This window comes from Arthrobacter sp. 10T413_2 (assembly GCF_056394205.1).
Map to the genome: position 1 here is coordinate 38,256 of NZ_JBFTHK010000006.1, position 22,349 is coordinate 60,604.

At 68.2% G+C, this 22,349-nt stretch carries 17 protein-coding genes; 6 read left to right on the forward strand and 11 right to left on the reverse strand.

Annotated elements, in window-relative coordinates:
- The 10 genes from narJ to AC1DBQ_RS02275 all read right to left on the reverse strand — a co-directional run bounded on the left by narJ (position 1) and on the right by AC1DBQ_RS02275 (position 14,838).
- Positions 1–621, reverse strand: coding sequence for a nitrate reductase molybdenum cofactor assembly chaperone (gene narJ / locus AC1DBQ_RS02230; RefSeq protein WP_476926940.1), 621 nt, complete (start codon positions 619–621; stop codon positions 1–3).
- A complete protein-coding gene (gene narH / locus AC1DBQ_RS02235; protein ID WP_476926941.1) occupies positions 618–2,345 on the reverse strand; it encodes a nitrate reductase subunit beta in 1,728 nt (575 codons plus the stop codon). The genes narJ and narH overlap by 4 nt, the downstream gene beginning before the upstream one ends.
- The gene (locus tag AC1DBQ_RS02240; RefSeq protein WP_476926942.1) at positions 2,345–6,055 is read right to left on the reverse strand and encodes a nitrate reductase subunit alpha; all 3,711 of its coding nucleotides are present in this window, start codon (positions 6,053–6,055) and stop codon (positions 2,345–2,347) included. The genes narH and AC1DBQ_RS02240 overlap by 1 nt, the downstream gene beginning before the upstream one ends.
- A gap of 187 nt (positions 6,056–6,242) precedes the next feature.
- The gene (locus tag AC1DBQ_RS02245) at positions 6,243–6,992 is read right to left on the reverse strand and encodes a LamB/YcsF family protein (RefSeq protein ID WP_476926943.1); all 750 of its coding nucleotides are present in this window, start codon (positions 6,990–6,992) and stop codon (positions 6,243–6,245) included.
- Positions 6,983–7,867 (reverse strand): hypothetical protein, encoded by an 885-nt coding sequence (locus tag AC1DBQ_RS02250; RefSeq protein WP_476926944.1) that lies wholly within the window; start codon positions 7,865–7,867, stop codon positions 6,983–6,985. Before AC1DBQ_RS02250 ends, AC1DBQ_RS02245 begins: the two co-directional genes overlap by 10 nt.
- Before the next feature lie 102 nt (positions 7,868–7,969).
- Positions 7,970–9,343: an NAD-dependent succinate-semialdehyde dehydrogenase gene (locus AC1DBQ_RS02255; RefSeq protein WP_476926945.1), complete on the reverse strand. Its 1,374-nt coding sequence runs from the start codon at positions 9,341–9,343 to the stop codon at positions 7,970–7,972.
- Between the two features lie 234 nt (positions 9,344–9,577).
- Complete coding sequence (locus AC1DBQ_RS02260) at positions 9,578–11,908, reverse strand: glycoside hydrolase family 65 protein (RefSeq protein ID WP_476926946.1); 2,331 nt, start codon at positions 11,906–11,908, stop codon at positions 9,578–9,580.
- 93 nt (positions 11,909–12,001) lie between these two features.
- Positions 12,002–12,745, reverse strand: coding sequence for an HAD family hydrolase (locus AC1DBQ_RS02265; RefSeq protein ID WP_476926947.1), 744 nt, complete (start codon positions 12,743–12,745; stop codon positions 12,002–12,004).
- A 256-nt stretch (positions 12,746–13,001) separates the two neighbouring features.
- Positions 13,002–14,048 (reverse strand): LacI family DNA-binding transcriptional regulator, encoded by a 1,047-nt coding sequence (locus AC1DBQ_RS02270; protein ID WP_476926948.1) that lies wholly within the window; start codon positions 14,046–14,048, stop codon positions 13,002–13,004.
- Positions 14,049–14,220: 172 nt separating this feature from the next.
- A complete protein-coding gene (locus AC1DBQ_RS02275; RefSeq protein ID WP_476926949.1) occupies positions 14,221–14,838 on the reverse strand; it encodes an alpha/beta hydrolase in 618 nt (205 codons plus the stop codon).
- A 300-nt stretch (positions 14,839–15,138) separates the two neighbouring features.
- Between AC1DBQ_RS02275 and AC1DBQ_RS02280 the strand changes: the two genes are divergently transcribed.
- The 6 genes from AC1DBQ_RS02280 (at position 15,139) to AC1DBQ_RS02305 (ending at position 21,114) form a co-directional block, all read left to right on the forward strand.
- The gene (locus AC1DBQ_RS02280; RefSeq protein ID WP_091250195.1) at positions 15,139–15,402 is read left to right on the forward strand and encodes a DUF6458 family protein; all 264 of its coding nucleotides are present in this window, start codon (positions 15,139–15,141) and stop codon (positions 15,400–15,402) included.
- Positions 15,403–16,195: 793 nt separating this feature from the next.
- Positions 16,196–17,014, forward strand: a complete 819-nt coding sequence (locus AC1DBQ_RS02285; RefSeq protein ID WP_091250192.1) for a DeoR/GlpR family DNA-binding transcription regulator — start codon at positions 16,196–16,198, stop codon at positions 17,012–17,014.
- Positions 17,011–17,997 carry a 1-phosphofructokinase family hexose kinase gene (locus AC1DBQ_RS02290; RefSeq protein ID WP_476926950.1) on the forward strand — a complete coding sequence of 329 codons (987 nt, stop codon included), beginning with the start codon at positions 17,011–17,013 and terminating at the stop codon, positions 17,995–17,997. The genes AC1DBQ_RS02285 and AC1DBQ_RS02290 overlap by 4 nt, the downstream gene beginning before the upstream one ends.
- A 2-nt stretch (positions 17,998–17,999) precedes the next feature.
- The gene (locus tag AC1DBQ_RS02295; RefSeq protein WP_476926951.1) at positions 18,000–20,096 is read left to right on the forward strand and encodes a PTS fructose transporter subunit IIABC; all 2,097 of its coding nucleotides are present in this window, start codon (positions 18,000–18,002) and stop codon (positions 20,094–20,096) included.
- 72 nt (positions 20,097–20,168) lie between these two features.
- On the forward strand, positions 20,169–20,450 hold the full coding sequence (locus tag AC1DBQ_RS02300; RefSeq protein WP_091250185.1) for an HPr family phosphocarrier protein: 282 nt from the start codon (positions 20,169–20,171) through the stop codon (positions 20,448–20,450).
- Between the two features lie 376 nt (positions 20,451–20,826).
- A complete protein-coding gene (locus AC1DBQ_RS02305) occupies positions 20,827–21,114 on the forward strand; it encodes a DUF7218 family protein (RefSeq protein WP_091250183.1) in 288 nt (95 codons plus the stop codon).
- Between the two features lie 32 nt (positions 21,115–21,146).
- On the opposite strand, the gene ku is transcribed toward AC1DBQ_RS02305, so the two are convergent.
- Positions 21,147–22,190 carry a non-homologous end joining protein Ku gene (gene ku / locus AC1DBQ_RS02310; RefSeq protein ID WP_476926952.1) on the reverse strand — a complete coding sequence of 348 codons (1,044 nt, stop codon included), beginning with the start codon at positions 22,188–22,190 and terminating at the stop codon, positions 21,147–21,149.
- Between the last annotated feature and the right edge of the window lie 159 nt (positions 22,191–22,349).

Below are 22,349 nucleotides of genomic sequence, written 5' to 3' on the forward strand. Positions count from 1 at the left end.
TCAGGCCCCCTTCACGGGCAGCAGGCGCGGATCGTATGGGTCCAGGCCCACCGCTTCGGTCGGCGGCCCGTAGCCGGCCATCCGCATCACGGCCTGCTCATCCGCGGGCGATTTCCCGGGCAGCGTGGCGCAGACGGCCTGCAGGATCCGGGCGTGCGGAAGCTCGTCCCGGATCAGCCCGAACCGGAGCATCTCCAGGCTTGCCCGGAAGCGGGTCAGCAATTCGCGTCCGGCCCCGAGGTCCACCAGGGCGGCGTATTCGAGGACCATCGGCAGGTAGTCGGGCAGTTCCCCGTGGGTGTCCACCAGGACGTCACTTTGCCGGTAGCTCTTCTTGAAGTTGCCCAGCACCTCGCCGCGGCGCCGCGTGTCCCCGTCCGTCCAGTAGGACAGGTGCAGGGCGTGGCGCTTGCCGAGGTCGAAGTCGCGCACGTAGTGGGCCTGGCTCTGGATCGGCGGCGTAGCCTCCAGCCGGTCCAGGACCTCGACGAAGTCAGCCGTGGCGCCGGGAAACTCGGCCAGCGCCGCCCGCATCAGCGGCACCCTGCCGATCAGTTCCTCGTCCGGGTAGGACAGGCACCAGGCGGCCGCGAGGTAGACGATCTGCTGGCGGCGCGTCATGGCTGGTCTCCGGCCGGGGCAGAGTCTCCGGAGCCGGCAGGTGTCCCCGGGGGCGGTTTTGCCGGGAAGAGCGCTTTTTCCGGGAAGAGCCCGGAGGGTGCTCCGGTGCCGTCCCAGTTGAGCAGGTTCACCCTGCCGCGCAGGGTGGTTTCGCCGGGCGCGGAGCCGGAGGTCTGCCGGTCGCGGAGGGCGTTGAAGGTTTCCACCGCCACCGGGACGGGCCTGCCGCTGGCCTCGCCGAACGGGGAAGAATCCTGCATGCCGGGGCCGCCCTCGAAATCGAGCGAGCAGCCCATCTCCTCGAGGTCGTGCGCCTGCTCGACGTGGGCCTTCGGGATGACGTAGCGCTCCTCATATTTGGCGATGGCCATCAGCCGGTACATCTCGTACATGGTCTGGCTGTCCATCCCCACGGCTTCGGGGATGGAGTCGTCGGGGTCGTTGCCGAGGCTGATGCCGCGCATGAAGGAGCGCATCGCCGCAAGCTTTTTCAGCACCGCGGTGACCCGGTCCGAGTCCCCGGCGGTGAACAGCGCCGCGAGGTATTCCACCGGGATACGCAGAGCGTCGATGGCGCCGAAGAGGTTGCCGGCGTCCTCGCCGTCGTGGCCCTGGTCCCGCAGCAGGTCCACGACAGGGGACAGCGGCGGCACGTACCAGACCATCGGCATGGTGCGGTACTCGGGGTGCAGCGGCAGGGCAACCTTGTAGACCTTGGCCAGGGCGTAGACCGGCGAACGCCGGGCGGCGTCAATCCAGTCCTCCGGGATGCCCTGGGCCCGCGCCTCGGCCTGCACGGCGGGGTCATCCGGGTCCAGCAGCACGTCCATCTGGGCGTCGTACAGTTCCCGGGGGTCGGTCACCGAGGCCGCCGCGGTGACCGCGTCGGCGTCGTACAAGAACAGCCCCAGATACCGCAACCGGCCTACGCACGTCTCCGAGCAGACCGTCGGCAACCCCACCTCCACCCGCGGGTAGCAGAAGGTGCACTTCTCGGCCTTGCCGGTCTTGTGGTTGAAATAGATCTTCTTATAGGGGCAGCCCGTGACGCATTGGCGCCAGCCGCGGCATTTGTCCTGGTCCACCAGGACAATCCCGTCCTCCACGCGCTTGTAGATCGCGCCGGAGGGGCAGGAGGCCATGCAGGACGGGTTCAGGCAGTGCTCGCAGATCCGCGGCAGGTAGAACATGAAGGTCTGTTCGTAGGCGAACTTGATCTTGTCTTCGGATTCCCGGCGGACTTTCTCCACGATCGGGTCGAGGTGGCCGTTCTCCGTGGAACCGCCCAGGTCATCGTCCCAGTTCGCGGACCAGGTGATCTTGGTGTCCTCCCCGGTGATCAGGGACTTGGGCCGGGCCACGGGGAAGTCGTCGCCCAGGGGCGCGTCCACAAGGGTCTTGTAGTCGTAGGTCCACGGTTCGTAGTAGTCCTTGAGCTCGGGCTGGACCGGGCTGGCGAAGATCCCGAAGAGCTTCTTGACCCGGCCGCCGGCTTTGAGGACCAGCTTGCCGTGCTTGTTCAGCACCCAGCCGCCGCGCCACTTCTCCTGGTCCTCGTAGCGGCGCGGATACCCCTGGCCGGGCCGGGTTTCCACGTTGTTGAACCAGACGTATTCGGTGCCCGCACGGTTGGTCCACGCCTGCTTGCAGGTCACGGAACAGGTGTGGCAGCCGATGCATTTGTCCAGGTTCATGACCATGCCCATTTGAGCCATGACTCGCATCAGTACTGCACCTCCTGGGAACGACGGCGGACGGTGGCCACCATGTCGCGCTGGTTTCCGGTGGGGCCCAGGTAGTTGAACGCGTAGGCCAGCTGGGCGTAGCCGCCGATCAGGTGCGAGGGCTTGACCAGCAGCCGGGTCACCGAGTTGTGAATGCCGCCGCGGCGGCCGGTGGCCTCGGACTTGGGCACGTCGATGGTGCGTTCCTGCGCGTGGTGCACATAGACCACGCCGGCCGGCATCCGGTGGCTGACGACGGCCCGGGCCACCAGGACGCCGTTGATGTTCAGGCACTCCACCCAGTCGTTGTCCTTGACCTCGATGGCGGCCGCGTCGGCCGGGCTCATCCAGACGGTCGGTCCGCCTCGGGAGAGCGAGAGCATCAGCAGGTTGTCCTGGTATTCGGAGTGGATGGACCATTTGGAGTGCGGGGTCAGGTAGCGGACCACCACCTCCAGTTTCCCGTCCCGGCCGAGTTTGGGCTCGCCGAAGAGCCGGTGCATGTCCAGCGGCGGCCGGTAGATCGGCAGGGACTCGCCGATATCGATCATCCAGTCGTGGTCGAGGAAGAAATGCATCCGCCCGGTCAGGGTGTGCCACGGCTTGAGCCGCTCCACGTTGATGGTGAAGGGTGCGTAGCGCCGGCCGCCGGTCTCGGAGCCGGACCATTCCGGCGAGGTGATCACCGGAACCGGGCCGGCCTGGGTCTGCGCGAAGGTGATGAATTTTTCCTCGGAGCCCTCGGACAGATCCGCCAGCTTCCGTCCGGTCCGGATTTCCAGGTCCTTGAAACCCTGCACGGACAGGGCGCCGTTGGTGGTGCCGGAGAACGCCAGGATGGCCTCGGCCATTTTCGCGTCGGTATCGATCGCGGGACGGCCGTCCGCGGCGCCGCCGAGCATCACCCCGTTGGAGCGGCTGAGCCGCTCGAGCGGACCCTGGAGGTTGTAGGTGACGTTCTTGACGGTGAAACCGAGCCTGTCGGCCAGCGGCCCGACGGCGGCGAGCTTGTCCGCGATGGCGGTGTAGTCCCGCTCCACCACGGAAAAAACGGGCATGTTCTGCCCCGGGACCGCGGGGATGGACGTGTCCCGCCAGTCCCGCACGATGCCGCCGGGCTGGGCGAGCTGGCCGGGGGTGTCGTGCTGCAGCGGCACGCTCACCAGGTCCCGGCGGACGCCCAGGTGGGTTTTGGCCTGCCGGGAGAACTCCCGGGCCAGCAGGTGGAAGGTGTCGAAGTCCGTTTTGGTCTCCCACGGCGGGTCGATCGCGGGGGTGAAGGCGTGCACGAAGGGGTGCATGTCGGTGGAGGACAGATCGTGTTTCTCGTACCAGGTGGCGGCCGGGAACACGACGTCGGATAGCAGCGTGGTGGAGGTCATCCGGAAGTCCGCCGAGACCAGGAGGTCCAGTTTTCCTTCCGGCGCCTGCTGGTGCCATTTCACGTCCTTGGGTTTGAGCCCCTCGGCGTGGTCCTTGCCCAGGACGTTGTTGTGGGTGCCCAGCAGGTTCCGCAGGAAGTATTCGTTGCCCTTGGCCGAGGAGCCGAACAGGTTGGAGCGCCACAGAACGAGGGTCCGAGGCCAGTTTTCCGGGGCGTCGACGTCCTCGATCGCCGGGTTGAGGGTGCGGTTTTTCAGGGCGTCGGCGATGTAGCCGGGGGTGTCTTTCGCGGTGCCGGCGGCGACGGCGGCCTCCGCCTCGTCCGCGAGGTCCAGCGGGTTCCGGTCGAACTGCGGGTAGAACGGCATCCAGCCGAGCCGGGCGGACTGGGCCAGGGCGTCCGCGGTGTGCATGCCGTCCAGATTTCCGGTCGAGAGTGGGGATTTCAGCGCGTCCGCGGAGTAGCCGTCCTGCCGCCATTGGTCCGTGTGCATGTACCAGTAGCCGGTGCCGATCATGGTCCGCGGCGGCCGGGACCAGTCCAGCGCATTCGCGAGGGATACCCAGCCGGTGGCGGGGCGCGTCTTTTCCTGGCCGACGTAGTGCGCCCAGCCGCCTCCGTTGCGGCCCATGCAACCGGTCAGCATCACGAGGGCCAGGACCGCCCGGTAGGTGTCGTCGCCGTGGAACCACTGGCAGATTCCGGCGCCCATGATGATCATGGACCGGCCCTTGGACTGCTCGGCATTCCGTGCGAACTCCCGCGCCACACGGATGCACGCCTGCGCCGGGACGGAGGTGATTTCCTCCTGCCAGGCCGGGGTGTACGGCGTCGCGGCGTCCTCATAGCCGGCGCCCCACGCCCCCGGGAGCCCGTCGCGGCCCACCCCGTACTGGGCCAGCATGAGGTCGAACACGGTGGTGACCAGCTGGCCCTCCACCTCTAGGACGGGCACACCGCGCCGCAGCACGCTGCCGGTGCCGTCCGCCTCCTCGAAGCACGGCAGCAGGATCTCGGCGCTCGCCCCGGAGACTTCGAGGAGCGACAGCGCCGGTTCGATCCCTTCGAGGTCCAGGTTCCATTTGCCCTCGCCGCTGCCGCAGTAGCGGAACCCCATGGATCCGTTGGGGACCGCCGGGCGTCCGGTCTTCTTGTCGAACAGCACGGTGCGGAATGCCGCATCCTCAGCCCCGGCTTCGGCCGGGAGGTCCCGGGCGGTGAGGAACTTTGACGGGGTGAGGGAGCCGTCGTCGCGCCGTTCGAGCCGGACCAGGAACGGCAGGTCGGTGTACTGGCGGACGTAGTCGGAGAAGAACGGCACGTCGCGCTCGACGAAGAATTCCTTGAGCATGACGTGCCCCATCGCCATGGCCAGCGCCGCGTCCGTTCCGGCCTGGGCGGGGAGCCATTCGTCGGCGAACTTGGTGTTGTCCGCATAGTCCGGGCTGACCGTCACCACTTTGGTGCCGCGGTACCGGACCTCGGCCATCCAGTGCGCGTCGGGGGTGCGGGTCACGGGGACGTTGGAGCCCCACATCATGAGGTACCTCGCGTCCCACCAGTCACCGGATTCCGGGACGTCGGTCTGGTCCCCGAATACCTGGGGGCTGGCCACGGGGAGGTCCGCGTACCAGTCGTAGAAGGACGTCATCACCCCGCCGATCAGCTGGATGAAGCGGGTGCCGACGGCGTGCGAGACCATGGACATCGCCGGGATGGGCGAGAAACCGGCACAGCGGTCCGGGCCGTAGGTCTTGATGGTGTTCACGTGCGCGGCGGCGGCGATTTCGATCGCTTCCTGCCAGGAGACGCGGACCAGGCCGCCCTTGCCCCGGGCCTGCTGGTAGCGGCGGCGCCGTTCGGGGTCACCCACGACGTCGGCAAAGGCCAGCACCGGGTCCCCCAGCCGGGCCTTGGCCCCGCGGTACATCTCCACGAGGACACCCCGGGCATAGGGGAACCGCACGCGCGTGGGCGAGTAGGTGTACCAGGAGAAGGCGGCCCCGCGCGGGCAGCCCCGCGGCTCATATTCCGGGCTGTCCGGGCCCACGGAGGGGTAGTCGGTCTGCTGCGATTCCCACGTGATGATGCCGTCCTTGACGTACACCTTCCACGAGCAGGAGCCGGTGCAGTTCACCCCGTGGGTGGACCGGACCACCTTGTCGTGGCTCCAGCGGTCCCGGTAGAAGATGTCGCCCTTGCGTCCGCCCTCCCGGAATACCGCCCTGCCGTCGTCGGTCTGGTCCCATTTCGTGAAGAATCGGCCCAGCTTCAACATTGCATCCGAGGCGGGTCCGTCCAACCCCGCGGAGCCTCCGGCAGTCATGCCCTCAAGCTAGGGTGCAGCATGTGGCCCGGATAGGGCCTTAGGACACTGGGCGGCGCCGCCGGGGCGGTGTCGGGCGGGAGCTGCCCGGCCTGCGCCGCGGGTCACGGCACGTGGTGGGAGGCGTCCCGCTCAGACTCGCTGGTCAGGGCTTGCTGTTCAGGGCTGGCTGTTCAGGGCTTGCTGTTCAGGCGAAACTCTCCAGTTCGACGCCGGCCGCCTCCAGCGCCGCACGCACGGCGGTGGCCGTGGCCAGGGATCCCGGCGTGTCGCCGTGCAGGCACAGCGAGTCCGGCGCCAACCGGAGCACGGTGCCGTCGACGGCCTCGACTTCGCCCGTCGTGGCCAGGCGCACCGCCCGCTCGGCGATCCGGCCGGCGTCGTCCAGCACGGCACCGTCCTGTGAGCGCGGCACCAGGGTGCCGTCCGGGAGGTAGGCGCGGTCGGCGAAGGCTTCGGAGAACACGGGGTGGCCGGCTTCCTTGGCGATGCCCAGCAGGGCGGAGCCCGGGAAGCCGAGAACGGGCAGTCCGGGATCATAGGCCTGGATGGCGGCGATCACGGCGGACGACTGTTCGGCGTCGCGCACGGTGCGGTCATACAGCGCCCCGTGCATCTTGACGTAGTCCACCGAGGCACCGACCGCGTGCGCCACGCCGTCGAGGGCGCCGAGCTGGTACAGCACGGCACCGAAGAGATCATCGAACGTCATGTCCAGGGCGCGGAGGCCGAACCCGGCCAGGTCCGGGTACCCGATGTGGGCCCCCACCCGGACGTCGAGCTCGTACGCGGCCCGGCAGGTGTCCAGCATGGTCACGGGGTCGCCGGCGTGCAGGCCGCAGGCCACGCTGGCGCTCGTGACAAGCGGGAACATGGCGGCGTCGTCACCCATGGTCCAGGTCCCGAAGGAGTCCCCCAGGTCAGCGTTCAGATCCAAAACGTGCCGCCATCCTTCGTTGAAGCCTTCGCTGAGACGTTCCGGGCGCCGCCGGCCGGCGGCGAGTCCCGGTCATCGTCCTGCGCGTCGTACAGCGCGGCCGGCCCGGAAGTTTGCGCCAGGGCCCGCAGTTCTCCGGGAATCGTGTCCGGTATGGGACCGAACGCTTCCTTGGCGTTGGCGACGACGGCGCGGGCCATCAGCCGGTTGCCGACGCCGCCCACGACGGCGCCGACGCCGAAGGGCAGGGCGCGGCCCAACCAGGCCGTGCCCTGCTTTTTCAGCAGGGAGCGCAGGAACATCGTCTGGATCCGCTCGCGCACGGTGCCGAAGCCGGCGAGGGGAACCCGCCGGGTGAAGGCGGCGGTCCAGGCCTGGGACGGGCCCTTGCCCCGGCCTGCTGCCTGTCCGCTCAGCGAGCTCAGCAGCTCGGTGCCTTCCTCGCCCAGCATGATCGCCATGACGAGCGTGCTCGCCCGGTCCGGATCCACCATCCGCACGCCGTGCAGTTCGGCCAGCGCCGTAGAGTACAGGGCGGTGGCCTCCAGGAAGCCGACGGCCGCCGCGGCCGAGAGTCCCAGTGCTGCCGCGGTCCCGACACCCGGGATCACAGCCGCTCCGCCGACCAGCGCGCCGCCACCGGTGACGGCCAGCAGGTAATCGCGCTCCAGGATCGCGGCGAGCTGCGCCGACGAGGCCTGCGGGTGCCTGCGCTGGAGCCTGCGGATATTGGCCAGCACCAGCGGGCGCTGGACTTCAACAGCGCGCAGGAGCACGTTGTGAAGGCCGGGCCGGGGCTGGCCGGCGGCGTCGAACATCGCGCTGTGGGCTGTTTCCTGGGCAATCTTCATTGCCGGGTTGCTGCGCTTGGCCATGATCGCCTCTCGTCGGAACCGAAAAAGTAAGTTCACTTAACACTAGGGCACGCGCCGGGCACACTCGGCCCCGGCCCCGCCGGCGGCGGACGGCCCGGGTGGCTAGCGCCGAGTGCGGATGAGCTTCTTGTTGACGAACTCGTCCATGCCGAACCGGCCCAGTTCACGGCCGACGCCGGAGCGCTTGACGCCCCCGAACGGCAGGTCCGCCTGGGTCTGGGCCACGGAGTTGATGAACACCATGCCGGTATCCAGCTGGTCCGCGACCTCCTGGGCCCTGGCCACGTCGGCGCTGAACACCGAGCCGCCCAGACCGTACGGAGAGCCGTTGGCCAGTTCGATCGCCTCGGCCGCATTCGCCACCTTGTAGATGACCGCGGCGGGACCGAAGAGTTCCTCGGAGAACGCGCGCATGTCCGGCGTCACGTCGGTCAGGACGGTCGGTTCAACGAACGCTCCCGGACCGTCCACGTGGTGTCCGCCCGTCCGGAGGCTGGCGCCCTTGTCCACGGCGTCCTGAATCTGCTCGATGAGGCCGTCGGCAGCGCTTTGGGAGGACAGGGGGCCGAACGTCGTGTCAGCCTGCAGCGGGTCCCCCGGCTTGATCCTGGCCATCCGTGCCGTGAACTTCTCCACAAAGGCGTCGTAGAGGTCCTCCACCACAATGAAGCGCTTGGACGCCGTGCAGGCCTGCCCGGCGTTACCCATGCGGCCGCCGACGGCCGCCTTGACGGTGGCGTCCAGGTCCTCGGAATCAAGCACGATGAACGGGTCGCTGCCGCCAAGTTCCAGGACATACTTTTTCAGGTTCCGCCCGGCCACCTCGGCAACAGCGGAACCGGCCCGCTCGCTCCCGGTGAGCGAAACACCCTGGAGACGGTCATCCGCGATGATTTCCGCGACCTGCTCGTTGGTCAGGAACAGGTTGACGTACGCGCCGTCCGGGAGACCGGCGTCTTTGAAGATCTGTTCGATCGCCAGGGCGGACTGCGGGCAGCTTCCGGCGTGCTTGAGCAGGATCGTGTTGCCAAGGACCAGGTTCGGAGCGGCAAACCGTGCCACCTGGTAGTAGGGGTAATTCCACGGCATGATGCCCAGCAGCGGTCCCACCGGAGCGGAGCGGACCACGGCCTCGCCGCCGCCCCTGACGTTCAGCGGCTCGTCCTTGAGGAATCCGGGGCCCTCGGTAGCGTAGTAGGAAAAGATATCGGCAACAAGCTTCACTTCACCGCGGGACTGGGCCAGTGGCTTGCCCATTTCGGTGCTGATCAGCCGGGCCAATTCGTCCTGGCGTTCCAGGTACAGCTCGGCGACGCGCGCCAGAATCTTCGCCCTGTCTTCGGCAGGGCCGGAGCGCCAGGCGCGGAAGGCCCCCTGCGAGGCGGCGAGCGCCTGCTCCACCTCGGCTGCGGTTGCAACCGGAAATTCCTTCAGCATTTCTCCGGTTGCGGGGTTCACTGTCTTGTAGGCAGTCATTGATCCACCATCTCCGTTTCGTGGCTAGTCGAGCCGAATCAGGCGCAGGCCGTCGGGGCGCCGGTACGGCGCCGGCGTCGGTCTCCGCCCAGTGCACGGGGCCAGCCTGCCTCATGAGCAGAACCGGTCCCGATAGGCGGCAACCCCGACGCCGCGCTGACTATTCCGTGCGAGACGACGCTCACGGCACGGCGGCGCAACGCCACCCGGGCGCACCGCCCGGGTGGCGGCGGCTCAGACCGCGGCCCGCACCACCGGGATCGACGCCGTCGGGAGGCCGCTGGGGAAGACGGTGGGTTCGGGGGCCGCGACCGGGGCGAGCGGAACCCGGACCGGGTCGGCGCCCACGGTGAGCAGTTCCCCGCGCACGTCGACCTCCAGCGGTGCCCCGTCGCGGACGGTCAGGGTGATGGAGCCCTGTTCGAGCCCGACGTACAGGAGGCGGCCCTGTATTTTCAGGTGGAACTCGAGTCCGTCCCATTCGGCGGGCAGGCGCGGGTCGAAGTACGGCACGGCGCCCTGGTCCCGCAGGCCGGCGAAGCCGCTGACCAGCGAGCTCCACACCCCGCCCGTGGAGGCGATGTGCACGCCGTCGATCGTGTTGCCGTGGGTGTCGTCGAGGTCGATGAACAGGGCGTGGGTGAAGTGGTCCAGCGCGGCCTTGCCGTAGCCAACCTCGGCGGCCATGATTCCCTGGACGCAGGCGGACAGGGTGGAGTCGCCGGTGGTGATGGGGTCGTAGAAATCGAAGGCGCGGCGCTTTTCCTCCGCCGTGAAGTCCTGCCACTGCAGGAACATGGCCAGCACGGTGTCGGCCTGTTTCAGGACCTGGTGCCGGTAGATCACCAGCGGGTGGAAGTGCAGCAGGAGCGGGTACTTGGACCGGGGCGTGGTCCAGTCCCACGGCTCCAGGGTCATGAAGTCGTTGTCCTGGGAGTGGACCTGAAGGTCCTCGTCGTAGGGCAGCTGCATCCGGTTCGCGGCCTGTTCCCAGAGCTCGCGTTCGGCGTCGCCGATCTCGGGGTGGTCCAGGGCTGCGGCGGCGCGGAGGTTAAAGCGGGCCATGACGTTGGTGTAGAGGTTGTCGTTGACCACCGCGGTATATTCGTCCGGGCCGGTGACACCGTGGATGTGGAAGAGCCCGTCCTTGCCGAAGAAGCCCAGGGACACCCACATCCGGGCGGTTTCGATCAGCAGTTCGGCGCCGAGGGTTTCTTCGAAGGCCCGGTCCCCGCTGGCCCAGATGTACCGGTTGGTCGCGAAGGCGATTGCTGCGGCGATGTGGAACTGGGCCGTCCCGGCCGCGTAGTAGGCGCTGGCCTCAAGCCCGTTGATGGTCCGCCACGGGAACAGGGCGCCGTCGACGCTGAGCTCCTTGGCCCGGATCTTGGCCTCGGGCAGGAGGCCGTGGCGGAATTCCAGGACCTGCCGGGCGTTGCCCGGGTTGGTGTAGGTCAGGTAGGGCAGCAAATACACCTCCTGGTCCCAGAAGTAGTGGCCGTCATAGCCGGAGCCGGACACGCCCTTGGCCGGGATGCCGGCCACATCGGCGCAGGCTGTGGCCTGGGCGAGCTGGAACAGGTTCCAGCGGACGGCCTGCTGAAGCTCGGACTGGCCCGCCACCACGATGTCGCTCGTCGTCCAGTAGGCGCGGTAGTGGGCCTCGCTCTGGGCGAAAATCTCGCTGACCGGCTTGAGGCCGGCTTCGGCGTTGTCCGCGAGGTCCTCGGCGGCCTGGCCCACGGCGTAGCTGACGCTCTTCTCCAGCACGAACGGCTCATCCGCGCTGACGGCGAGGACGTAGCGGACGCTGCTGTCGTCCTGGTCCACGAGGGTGTCGAACGGCTGCACCCCGGCCGAGGTCCAGTGATCCACGGCCATCCCGAGCCGCTGCCTGGATTCCGCGGCCTCCCAGGACAGGCGCAGGGAACCGTCGCCGCCGTCGAGCCGCAACGGCAGCAGCACCCGCCCGGCGTGGCGGCCGGCGCGGCGCGGGTCGTGGGCGGAGTGGTCCTCCACCGGCTGGTCCTGGCGGTTGATCACCGAGGACGTCACGTCCGCGGAGATGTCACGGTCGGCCGCTACCTCGAGGCTGATGCCCAGCGCGCCGCGGGATTCGTAGCCGACGGCGCGCCGCTCGGTGGTGGTCACGGTGGCGCCGGAGCGGCACTGCCACGTGATCCGGCATTCGTAGAGGCCGGTGGCGAAGTCCATGCTGCGGCGGTAGTCCAGCACCGTGGACTCCTCCAGGCTCAGCGGCTCGCCGTCGATGATCACGGTGAAGTTGTTGGCGTCCGGGACGTACAGGATCCGCTGCCCGGTCCGGGCGAACCCGTAGGCGTTCTCCGCATGCTTGATGTCCCAGGTCTCGTGGAAGCCGTTGATGAAGCTGCCGGGAAGGTCGGCGTCGGCGGCGGCCCAGTGCGCGCCGCGGATCCCCAGATGCCCGTTGCCCAGGCTGAACAGGGTCTCCAAGGTGCCGGCATTGCCGGGAAGGTGGACGGTCTCGACCAACTGCCAGGGATCGTTGGGGAACCGGGCGCGGTCCGAGGTGATGAGAGCCATGGTTGAGGGGTTCCTTCGGGGGTGAACGCGGGTGAGCGGTGCGGGAGGGTGCTGCGGGCAGGCGGTGCGGGGCGGCCGGGAACGGGCGCCGGGCTAGAGCAGTTCGGCGAGGTCGTTGACCACTACCGTGGCGCCGGCGTCGAGCAGGGTCTGCCGGCCGGCGCCGCGGTCGACGCCGATCACCGAGCGGAAGTCTCCCGCGCTGCCGGCCTGGACGCCGGAGACGGCGTCCTCCACCACGACGCACTGATCGCTCGGCAGTCCCAGGAGGCGTGCGGCGTATTCGTAGGTGGCCGGGCTGGGCTTGCCGGGCAGGCCCTCGGTGACCGCGACGACGCCGTCGACCACCACCGGGAAGTAATCGGACAATCCGGCCGCCTTGAGCACGGCCGGGGCGTTGCGGGAGGAGGAGACGACGGCGAGCTTGAGCCCGCGGGCCAGTGCCGCCTCGACAAAGCGGACGGAGCCCTCGTACGGCTGGACTCCGCCGGCCTCGACGATGTCGTTGAAGACCTTGTTCTTGCGGTTGCCGAGTCCGTGGACGGTGTCGTGGGCGGGGTCGTCGTCCGCCGGCCCCTCGGGCAGCACAATCCCGCGGGAGGCCAGGAAGTCCCGGACGCCGTCGAACCGCGGCTTGCCGTCGATGTGGTCGAAGTAGTCGCTCTCCCGGTACGGGGCGGCCTCGGGAACCGAGGTCAGGAAACCGTCGAAAAGTTGTTTCCAGGCATGCTCGTGCACCACCGCGGTGGGCGTCAGGACGCCGTCGAGGTCAAAAAGAATGGCGGAAGCGCCGGAAAGCGCACCGGCGAGGCCGGAGGTGTCGGGAACTGAAGTCATGGGTCAAAGTCCTTTCAGACGGCGGGCATGCAAGACGGTGTTGTTCAAAACTTCTTTGAGGTAACCGGTTCACGGGCGTTGGCGTGAGACCGGTTGTTTGAGGCATCCGGTGCGACGGCGGCCGCTGCCTGTGCTCTACTGAGGGCTCGGCGCCGGGAGCCATCCGGCTGGCCGGGCCTCCGGCGCCCGGAGCCATCCGGTTGGCCTGGGTTCATCGGGTTCAGCCGGTTCATTCGATTCAGCTGGATCATTCGGTTCAGCGGGGGATTGTGCTCGTGCGCTCTACCAGTTTCGTTTCCAGCAGATGGCTCGACGGCGGCCCGGCCGGTGGCGGATTAGGGAGGCCCGAGCGATGAAGTCTGTCAATCAGCAGGCTGGCCGCGAAAGCGCCCTGATCGGTCACGGGCTGGGCCATTGTGGTCAAGCCCAGGAACCAACTCATCTGATGATCGTCTATTCCTATGATGGACACGTTTTCCGGCGCTGACAAACCGAACTCCCGCAAGGCCATGAGCGCGCCGAATGCGGTTTCGTCGCAGCCGGCGAAGATCGCGGACGGCATCCGGCGGTTCTCCATGAGCTCCACCATGGCCAGCCGGCCGCCCTCGATGCTGGATCCGGCGTCGACCACAAGGTCAGGATCGGCTGTGAGGCCGTGGTCGGAAAGGGCCAGTTCGAAGCCCCGGCGCCGTTCGCTGGCGGTCACGAGGGACGGCGCGCCGGTTTCGCTGCCGGCGAGGATGGCAAGGTCCGTGTGGCCCAGTCCCAGCAGGTGGTTCGTGGCCGCGCGGGCGGCGTCCTCGTTGTCGATGCCCACGTTGTCCCACGGTACGTCGTGCATCCCGACGCTGGCCACGGCAAGGCCCGACGCCGCGAGCGCGGCCATTTCGGCCTCACCGAGGGCAATGTTGAGCAGCAGGACGCCGTCCACGCGCTGCGCCAGGCCGGCGAGGTCGCCGAAGAGCTTCTGCTGCACGGTGGGCCGGTTCCGGAGGCTGATCAGGACGGTGTCATAGCCGCCGCCGGCAAAGACTTCCTCGGCAGCTTCCACCGCCCGGGCAAAGAACCAGGCTGTGGCGGTCGGGGCGATGATGGCCACCGAGCCGGTGCTTCCGCCGGCGAGCCGGGATGCTGCGGACGAGGCTTTGTAGCCGAGCTGGGCCGCCGCGTCATTGACGCGTGCCCTGGCGTGTTCGGAGACGTTGGGAAGCTGCCGGAGCGCACGGGAGACGGTGCAGATGGAGAGCCCGGAGAGCGCGGCGACGTCCTGGATGGTCACGCGCGAGGTCTTGGCCTGCGGCACGGGCTCAGCCCTTTCTTCCCCCTGAAGTAGTGGGCCCGGTGTTCATGGCCGAGGTCGATTGTAAACGCTTACAAATTTGGCATGCAAGTGGACGATCCAGGCTGCCCGGCGGATGGTCAGCGGACTGGTCAGCGCAGGTCAGCGGTCCGGTCAGCGGTCCGGTCAGCGCAGGTCAGCGCAGGACGTAGTGGCGCAGGAACGCGCTGACATCCACAAGTTCGGCCTTCGAAATCGAATGGCCCATGCCGGGGTAGGTCCGGGCCGTGAGCTGGGTGTTCCGGTGGAGCCACTCCTCGGTATGTTCGGTGGCGGCGTCGTTGATGACGACGTCGCCCCTGTCCCGGCCCCAAAAGAACGGAGGCCGGGAGGTGAAGGATTCGCTCATGGCCAGGAGTTCGTTGTCCAGGACAAAGCCCGAGAGGCCGACGACCGCGCGGAACTGTTCCGGCCGGAGCCGCAGAAGCGTGCTGGCCATGGCCATGCCCTGCGAAAATCCGAGCAGGGTGACACTGCTGTGCCGGGCCTTGACCGACTCGATCCAGGCGAACACCGAGTTCGTGGAGGTGATGACGTCGGCAAAGTCATGCGTGAGGAAGTAGTCCAGCAGGAACCAGCCGTAGTGGTCTCCGATATCCTTGGGCCCGCGCAGGGCGGCGCAGCTAAACTCCGGCGGCAGGGAACTGAACAGCTTGGCCATGCGGGATTCGTCCGTGCCGTAGCCGTGCAACATCACCAGCAACGGCGTGCCGGCGCGTTCGTGTTCGGGCCTTGACCAGACGACCGTCTCCATGGGCTCAGCCTATCCAGACCCGCCGCTCGTTCCGGGCGCGGGGCCTGCCCCTGAGGATCGGAGCCGACACTTCCTCGGAGATCTGACCCTGCAGGGGTTTCCGCTGCGGAACCGGATTCTCGCACCCCGGATCCGCGGTGCGGCCTGCCGAAAGCGGCGCGGCGGTCCGGAAACGGTGCGGAAATTTCCCGGCGAGGCGTACTGCGTTTCATTGAAACAGCCGGGGCGGGGTTGTAGCGTGACGCTGGACAGCATGCTTATCATTCCCCATCCGCCCCCCAGGGCACCAAGGAGCACTTCATGAGAATCGGTTCCGCAATCTTCCTCATCGCCCTCGGCGCCATCCTCGCCTGGGCCGTCACCCCGGGACTGATCCCCAATGTGAACCAGGCGATGATCGGCTACATCCTGATGGTGGTGGGAGTTATCGGACTCATCGCATCACTCGTCCTCGCCTCCCCCGGACGCGGCCGCACCCGCCGCGTCAGCGAAAGCCGCACGGTGGTGGACCCCAACACCGGCGAGACCATCACCCGCAATGAGAGCCGCGACGCCGGCATCTGAGCCCTACCCGCGCACCCTGCAAGGCGCGGAATCCAACGACCCGGAAGCCGGGCCGGACTTCAATGTCGGGCCCGGCTTCCGCCATGTTTCCCACCAAGCAGCCACCCGGACCGCGCATGCCCAACCCCCGGCCCGAGCACTGGACATGTCCCCCGGAGCCCGGCCCGAGCGCAGCACATGCCCAACCCCAGGCGCGAGCAACGGACATAGTCCCAAATTGCCCATTCCCCGGCCCGACCACTGGACATGCCCCCCGGAGCCCGGCCCGAGCGCAGCACATACCCACCTCCCGACGCGAGCAACGGACATAGTCCCAAATTGCCCATTCCGCGGCCCGAGCACTGGACATGTCCCCCGAATCTCCCGCCCACAGGCCAAGCCCGAACGTCAGCCCACAGTGCACACGCCCAACCCTCGGCACCATCACCGGACATGTCCCCCGGAGCCCGGCCTGAGCGCAGCACATACTCACCCCCCGACGCGAGCAACCGACATGCCCGCCCCCAGGCCCGACCACTGGACATGCCCCCCGGAGCCCGGCCCGAGCGCAACACATGCCCAACCCCAGGCGCGAGCAACGGACATAGTCCCAAATTGCCCATTCCTCAGCTCGAGCAATGGACATGTCCCGCGGGGGCCCGCGCACCACTTCTGCGTTCATGTTGTTTTTCATTGACAAACCAACAAGAACAAAGATAAAGTCAAACAATTCCACTTCATGTGATGGGAGTCACTGAAGCCCCAGGAACGCAGAACAAGAACCAAGTCAGACGCAGTACGCAACGGAGGGTAAGTGTTCGCCGAAGAACGCCAGCAGCTGATCGTGGGGCTCATCTACGCCAGCGGCCGGGCCAGCGTCACGGACCTGGCCGAGCGCTTCAGCATCACCACCGAAACCATCCGCCGGGACCTCGCCGCCCTGGAAGCGGCCGGCAGCGTCCGCCGGGTGCACGGCGGCGCGGTCTCCCCGGACCGCTTCAGCACCACGGAAGAAAGCATCCTGGAGCGGACAGTGCAGCGGCAGCCCGAAAAGACCCGCATTGCCGAGGCCGCCCTGGCCCTGATCCCCCAGAGCCTCAGCGGCAGCATCCTGATCGACGCCGGCTCCACCACGGAGGCCCTCGCCGAACTCCTCGCCGCCCGGGCCGCCGGGGCCGCAGCAACGGGCAGCCTCCCGGCGACCGGGCCCGAGGCCGAACTCGTCGTCATCACCCACTCCCTGCCCATCGCCTCCCGGCTGTCCGGCGAACCGGGCATCGCCCTGCACCTGCTCGGCGGCAAGGTCCGCGGGCTGACCCAGGCCGCGGTCGGCCAGTCCACGGTGGAGGCCGCGCGCCGGATCCGCCCGGACATCGCCTTCATCGGCACCAACGGCATCCATGCAGCCTTCGGGCTGAGCACACCCGATCCTGAAGAAGCCGCCGTCAAGGCGGCCTTCGTCCAATCAGCGCGCCGCATTGTGGTGCTGGCTGATTCCTCCAAGCTGGATGCAGAGACGCTGGTCCAGTTCGCCTCGTTGAAAGATCTGGACACCGTGATCACAGACACGCAACCTAGCCGGGAACTCGCCGACGCCCTTGCGGAAGCCGGAGTGGAGGTGGTGGTCGCGTGATTGTCACCCTCACCGCCAACCCCAGCCTGGACCGCACCGTGGCGCTGCCCGGCCCCCTCCTCCGCGGGGAAGTACAGCGGGCCGTCTCCGTCCGCCAGGAATCCGGCGGCAAGGGAGTCAATGTCTCCCGCGCCCTCGTGGCCTCCGGGCTCAAAACCATCGCCGTCCTTCCCGGCGCCGAGGCCGATCCCGTCCTCGCCGGGCTGCGGGATACGGAGGTGCCGTTCGCGGCCCTCCCGATCGGCGAACCGCTGCGCAGCAACGTGGCCCTCACCGAGCCCGGCGGCATCACCACCAAGATCAACGAACCCGGACCGGTCCTCAGCGAGGACCAGCAGGAGGCCCTGATCAGCCTGTTGCTGGACCACGCCCGCGGTGCCGCCTGGGTTGTCCTGGCCGGCTCGCTCCCACCCGGAGTTCCGGCCGACTTCTACGCGACCGTCACCCGGCGGCTGCGTTCCCTGTTTGATGGCGAGACCGCACCCCGGGTCGCCGTCGACTCCTCCGGCGAACCTCTCGCCGCAGCGGTCTCCGGCGACGCCTCGGGAAAGCCGGACCTCTTGAAACCCAACGCCGAGGAACTGGCGGAATTGGCTGCGGCAGCCGGCTTCGCCACGCACAAATCCGCCGAGGAACTCGAAGCGGACCCGGAGGCTGCAGCAGCAGCAGCCGCCGCCGTCGTGCGCTCCGGAGTGGGTGCTGTACTGGCCACCCTCGGCTCCAAGGGTGCCGTTCTTGTGACGGCCGACGGCGCGTGGCTGGCCACGCATCCGCCGGTCACCGCGGTCAGCACTGTCGGCGCCGGCGATTCCTCGCTGGCCGGATACCTGCTCGCCTCCAGCCAGGGCGCCGCCCCGGCCGATTGCCTCCGTCAGGCGGTGGCCCATGGTGCCGCCGCCGCTTCCCTGCCTGGCTCCACTGTCCCGGCAGTCAACCAAACCACCCCTGATGCCGTAACCATCACGGCCCTCCGGAAGGATTGACAGTGACACAGCTCATTACTACCGAACTGGTCGAGCTCGACCAGAATCTGGGCAGTTCGCCCGAGGACGTGATCCGGCACCTGGCAGGCAGGGTTGCGGCCAACGGACGCGCCACTGAGGTTGAAGGCCTCTTCGCCGACGCCTTCGCCCGGGAGTCCAAGACCGCCACGGGTGTCCCCGGCGGCATCGCAATCCCGCACTGCCGCTCAACGGCGGTCACCGAGGCCACCCTGGCGATGGCGCGGCTTTCCCAGCCGGTCGACTTCGGTGCCAAGGACGGCCCGGCGGACCTGATCTTCTTCATTGCCGCGCCTGAGGGCGCGGACCAGGAGCACCTGAAGCTGCTGTCGAAGCTGGCGCGGTCCCTGATCAAGAAGGACTTCACGGCCAGCCTGCGCGCCGCGACCTCCCCGGCGGAGATCGTCGAGCTCGTCGAAGCCGCACTGGCGGACAAGCCTTCTGCCCACGCCGCTGCCGCGCCGGCCGCTGCCGCCGCAGGCGCTGGCGCTGGCGCTGACGCAGCCGCCGGAGCCGCCGCTGGCACTGCCGCGGAAGGCACCCCTGCCGGGAAGGCCAAGGGCCCCAAGCGCCTGGTCGCCGTCACCGCCTGCCCCACCGGGATCGCGCACACCTATATGGCCGCCGACTCGCTCGTCGCCGCGGCCAAGGAAGTCGGTGTGGACCTGCAGGTGGAAACCCAGGGGGCCTCCGGCGCCAAGGCCCTTGACCCCGCCGTGATCGCCGCCGCCGACGCCGTGATCTTCGCGGTGGACGTGGACGTGCGCGGCAAGGAGCGCTTCGCCGGCATGCCGGTGATCAACGCACCGGTCAAGCGCGGCATCGATGAACCGGACAAGATGGTCGCGGAAGCACTCGCCGCCGCGGACAACCCGCATGCCCGCCGCGTGCCCCACTTCGGCGCCGAGGAACAGGCCGAACACGAGGCCGAGGAAAAGGGCGAGCACATCGGCACGAAGCTGAAGAAAGCGCTGCTCACAGGTGTCAGCTACATGATCCCGTTCGTGGCAGGCGGCGGTCTGCTGATCGCCCTCGGCTTCCTGTTGGGCGGCTACACCATCACCGGCTTCGCGGACAAGATCCTGGCAGAGAACAGCCTCTTCAATCTGCCCACCGTGTACCCGGAACTGGCGTGGGGCCCGCTGGGCGCGTACCTGGGTGCCGTGTTCTTCAAGATCGGTGCCCTGTCCCTAGGCTTCCTTGTGCCCGCACTGGCCGGCTACATCGCCTACGGCATCGCTGACCGGCCCGGCATCGCCCCGGGCTTCGTGTCCGGCGCCGTAGCCGTCTTCATGGGCGCAGGCTTCCTCGGCGGCATTGTGGGCGGCCTGCTCGCCGGCTACGTCGCGCATTCGATCGGCAAGCTCAACGTGGCCCGCTGGCTGCGCGGCCTGATGCCGGTGGTTATCATCCCGCTCGTGGCGTCGCTCGTCGCATCGGGCATTCTGTTCATTTTCCTCGGCAGGTACGTCGCCGCCGTCACCACCGGGCTCAACAACTTCCTGGCCGGCCTGACCGGCGCCAGCGCCATCGCCCTGGGCATTGTCCTGGGTCTGATGATGTGCTTCGACCTCGGCGGTCCGGTCAACAAGGTGGCTTACTCCTTCGCCGTCGCCGGCCTGGGAGCCGCGTCCATCACCAACCAGGCACCGTGGCAGATCATGGCAGCCGTCATGGCCTCCGGCATGGTCCCCCCGCTGGCCATGGCGCTGGCCTCGACCGTGCTGAACAAGCGACTCTTCAGCCTGGCGGAACAGGAAAACGGCAAGGCCGCCTGGCTGCTGGGAGCCTCGTTCATCTCCGAAGGCGCCATCCCCTTCGCCGCCGCCGACCCGCTCCGCGTCATCCCCGCCAGCATGCTTGGCGGCGCCGTGACCGGTGCCATCTCGATGGCAGCAGGGGTGGGATCGAAGGCCCCGCACGGCGGAATCTTCGTCTTCTTCGCGATCGATCCCTTCCTGATGTTCGTCGTCGCGATCGCAGCCGGTACGGTCGTGAGTGCCTTCGCCGTGATCGGGCTCAAGCGCTGGGCAGTCAAGAAGCCGGTTGATACGGTGGAAACGGTTCCCGTAGCCGCCTAAGCCAGTCCAGGGCGACTTTCCAAGCAGATATTCACAGCTGATAAACACCTAAGCTGACATCAAGGAGCAGAAATGACCGAACGTAACGCCACCATTGCCAGCCGCGTCGGGCTGCACGCCCGACCGGCCGCCATCTTCGCCGAGGCTGCGGGCGAGTTCGACCACCTCGAGATCACGATCGCCCGCCTGGGCGAGCCGGAGGACGAGGCCATGGACGCCGCCAGCATCCTGTCGCTGATGAGCCTGGGCGCGTCGCACGGCGAGGTTGTGGTGTTGCGTGCCGAGGGCGAAGGCGCCGATGCCGCCCTGGATCGCCTCGTGCAGATCCTTGAGACGGATCACGACGCCGAATAGCCGCACCGTCCGGCGCCTGCGCCGGACACCCGGCAGTAACAAGCAGCATCAGAAGGCCCGGCCGCCCCCGACGAGGGGGCGCGCCGGGCCTTCGTCTTCCCGGGCGTAGCCGGGGCCCTGTGCGCTATCCGCGATTGTTGTCAGCGGGTTTAGTAAGTGCTTGTCACCGCCTTGCGGCGCGGCTAGTTTGGAATCCGCGGCGGCAGCGTCCGCGGGCCGTCGCGGAATGGTTCCCAGCCGAAGGAGATGATCGCGTGACACGCATGCAAAAGAGCATCGGGGCGGACGTTGCCGCGCCGGCCACCCGACGCCGGCGGCCGCCGTTCATGGAGATCGCCGCCGGACCGGCCGCTGACGAGATCCGGGAGCGGTAGCCATGCCGACGAAGAAGGGCGAACCCCGCGGTTCAGAGAGCCCGAGCATCAAGGACCCCGAGCTCTACGAGAAGCTGGTCGAGGACGGCGCATCAAAACAAAAGGCCGCCCGGATCTCCAATGCGGCGGCGAAGCGCGGCCGGTCCGCGGTGGGCCGCAAGGGCGGCAAGGCCGGGGACTACGAGGACTGGACGGTCCCGCAGCTCAAGGAACGGGCCAAGGAGATCGGCCTCAAGGGCTACTCGGCCAAGAAGAAGAGCGAGCTCATCTCCGCCCTGCGGAACTCCTGAGTCTGATGGCCGCGGCGTCCCTGTCCACGGCCTCAGGCACCCTTGCGCGCCCTTGCCGCCGTGGTCTTGGATGGCGTCGCCTTGGGAGCCGCCTTAGGCGCCGCGCCCTTCGCGGCGGCGGCCCGGCTTTCGCCGGCGCTGCTTTCAGTGGCGCCGCCTTCGCCGGTCTTCTTGGCGGCAGCCTTGGGGGCGGACTTGGGGGCGGCAGCCTTGGACGCGGCCCGGGCCGGCGCCTTGTCCGGCGCCTCGACCGCGGTCTTCGACCCGCTCCCGGCGGCCGGCGGCCCACCTCCGCGTTTCTTCTCCAGACTCCGTTTGAGGGCCTCCATCAGGTCAATCACTTCGCCGGTGCCGGTTTCGGCAGCGGCGGCGCCAAACGTTTCTTCGGTGTCCAGGGACTCCCCCTTCTCCAGCTTCGCGTCGATGAGCTGGCGGAGCTGGAGCTGGTAGTCGTCCGTGAACTGTTCGGGGTCAAAGTCCGCGGCCATCGAATCCACCAGGGCGGCGGACATTTCGCGTTCCTGGGCGGAGATGCGGATCGAGGTTTCGAGGGCCGGGAAGCTGGCCTCGCGCACTTCGTCGGCCCAGAGCAGCGACTGCAGCATCAGGATGTCGCCGCGGATCCGCAGGGCCCCCAGCCTGGTCTTTTCCCGCAGCGCAAACTGGACGATCGCCACCCGGTCGGTGTCCTCGAGGGCCCGGCGCAACAGCACATAGGCCTTGGGCGACTTGGAGTCCGGTTCCAGGTAGTAGCTCTTCTCGAACATGATGGGATCGAGCTGGTCCGCCGGGACGAACTGAACGACGTCGATCTCGTGGCTGTTCTCCGCGGGGATGGACTTCAGTTCCTCCCGGGTCAGGATCACTGTGCGGCCGTCGTCTTCGTAGGCCTTGTCGATGTCCTCGTAGTCGATGATCTTGCTGCAGACCTCGCAGCGGCGCTGGTAGCGGATCCGTCCGCCGTCGGCGTTGTGGACCTGGTGCAGGCTGATGTCGTGGTCCTCCGTGGCGCTGTAGACCTTGACGGGGACGTTGACCAGCCCGAATGCGATCGCGCCCTTCCAGATGGCTCTCATGGGACTAGTGAACACCAGAGCGGTTCGGAGGTGAAGACCGTTGGCTGAGCGAACCACGCAGCCGGACGCGCAGCCGGCCGCCGGGCGGGATGCCCAACGGGACAACACTCCCCCGGCAAACGGCCGGCAGCGGGTCCTCGTGGAGGGCCGCGAGCTCGT

Coding starts and splice junctions, on each gene's coding strand:
- narJ (WP_476926940.1), bottom strand. CDS start 621: ATGACGCGCCGCCAGCAGATCGTCTACCTCGCGGCCGCCTGGTGCCTG.
- narH (WP_476926941.1), bottom strand. CDS start 2,345: ATGCGAGTCATGGCTCAAATGGGCATGGTCATGAACCTGGACAAATGC.
- AC1DBQ_RS02240 (WP_476926942.1), bottom strand. CDS start 6,055: ATGACTGCCGGAGGCTCCGCGGGGTTGGACGGACCCGCCTCGGATGCA.
- AC1DBQ_RS02250 (WP_476926944.1), bottom strand. CDS start 7,867: ATGGCCAAGCGCAGCAACCCGGCAATGAAGATTGCCCAGGAAACAGCC.
- AC1DBQ_RS02255 (WP_476926945.1), bottom strand. CDS start 9,343: ATGACTGCCTACAAGACAGTGAACCCCGCAACCGGAGAAATGCTGAAG.
- AC1DBQ_RS02260 (WP_476926946.1), bottom strand. CDS start 11,908: ATGGCTCTCATCACCTCGGACCGCGCCCGGTTCCCCAACGATCCCTGG.
- AC1DBQ_RS02265 (WP_476926947.1), bottom strand. CDS start 12,745: ATGACTTCAGTTCCCGACACCTCCGGCCTCGCCGGTGCGCTTTCCGGC.
- AC1DBQ_RS02275 (WP_476926949.1), bottom strand. CDS start 14,838: ATGGAGACGGTCGTCTGGTCAAGGCCCGAACACGAACGCGCCGGCACG.
- AC1DBQ_RS02280 (WP_091250195.1), top strand. CDS start 15,139: ATGAGAATCGGTTCCGCAATCTTCCTCATCGCCCTCGGCGCCATCCTC.
- AC1DBQ_RS02300 (WP_091250185.1), top strand. CDS start 20,169: ATGACCGAACGTAACGCCACCATTGCCAGCCGCGTCGGGCTGCACGCC.
- AC1DBQ_RS02305 (WP_091250183.1), top strand. CDS start 20,827: ATGCCGACGAAGAAGGGCGAACCCCGCGGTTCAGAGAGCCCGAGCATC.
- ku (WP_476926952.1), bottom strand. CDS start 22,190: ATGAGAGCCATCTGGAAGGGCGCGATCGCATTCGGGCTGGTCAACGTC.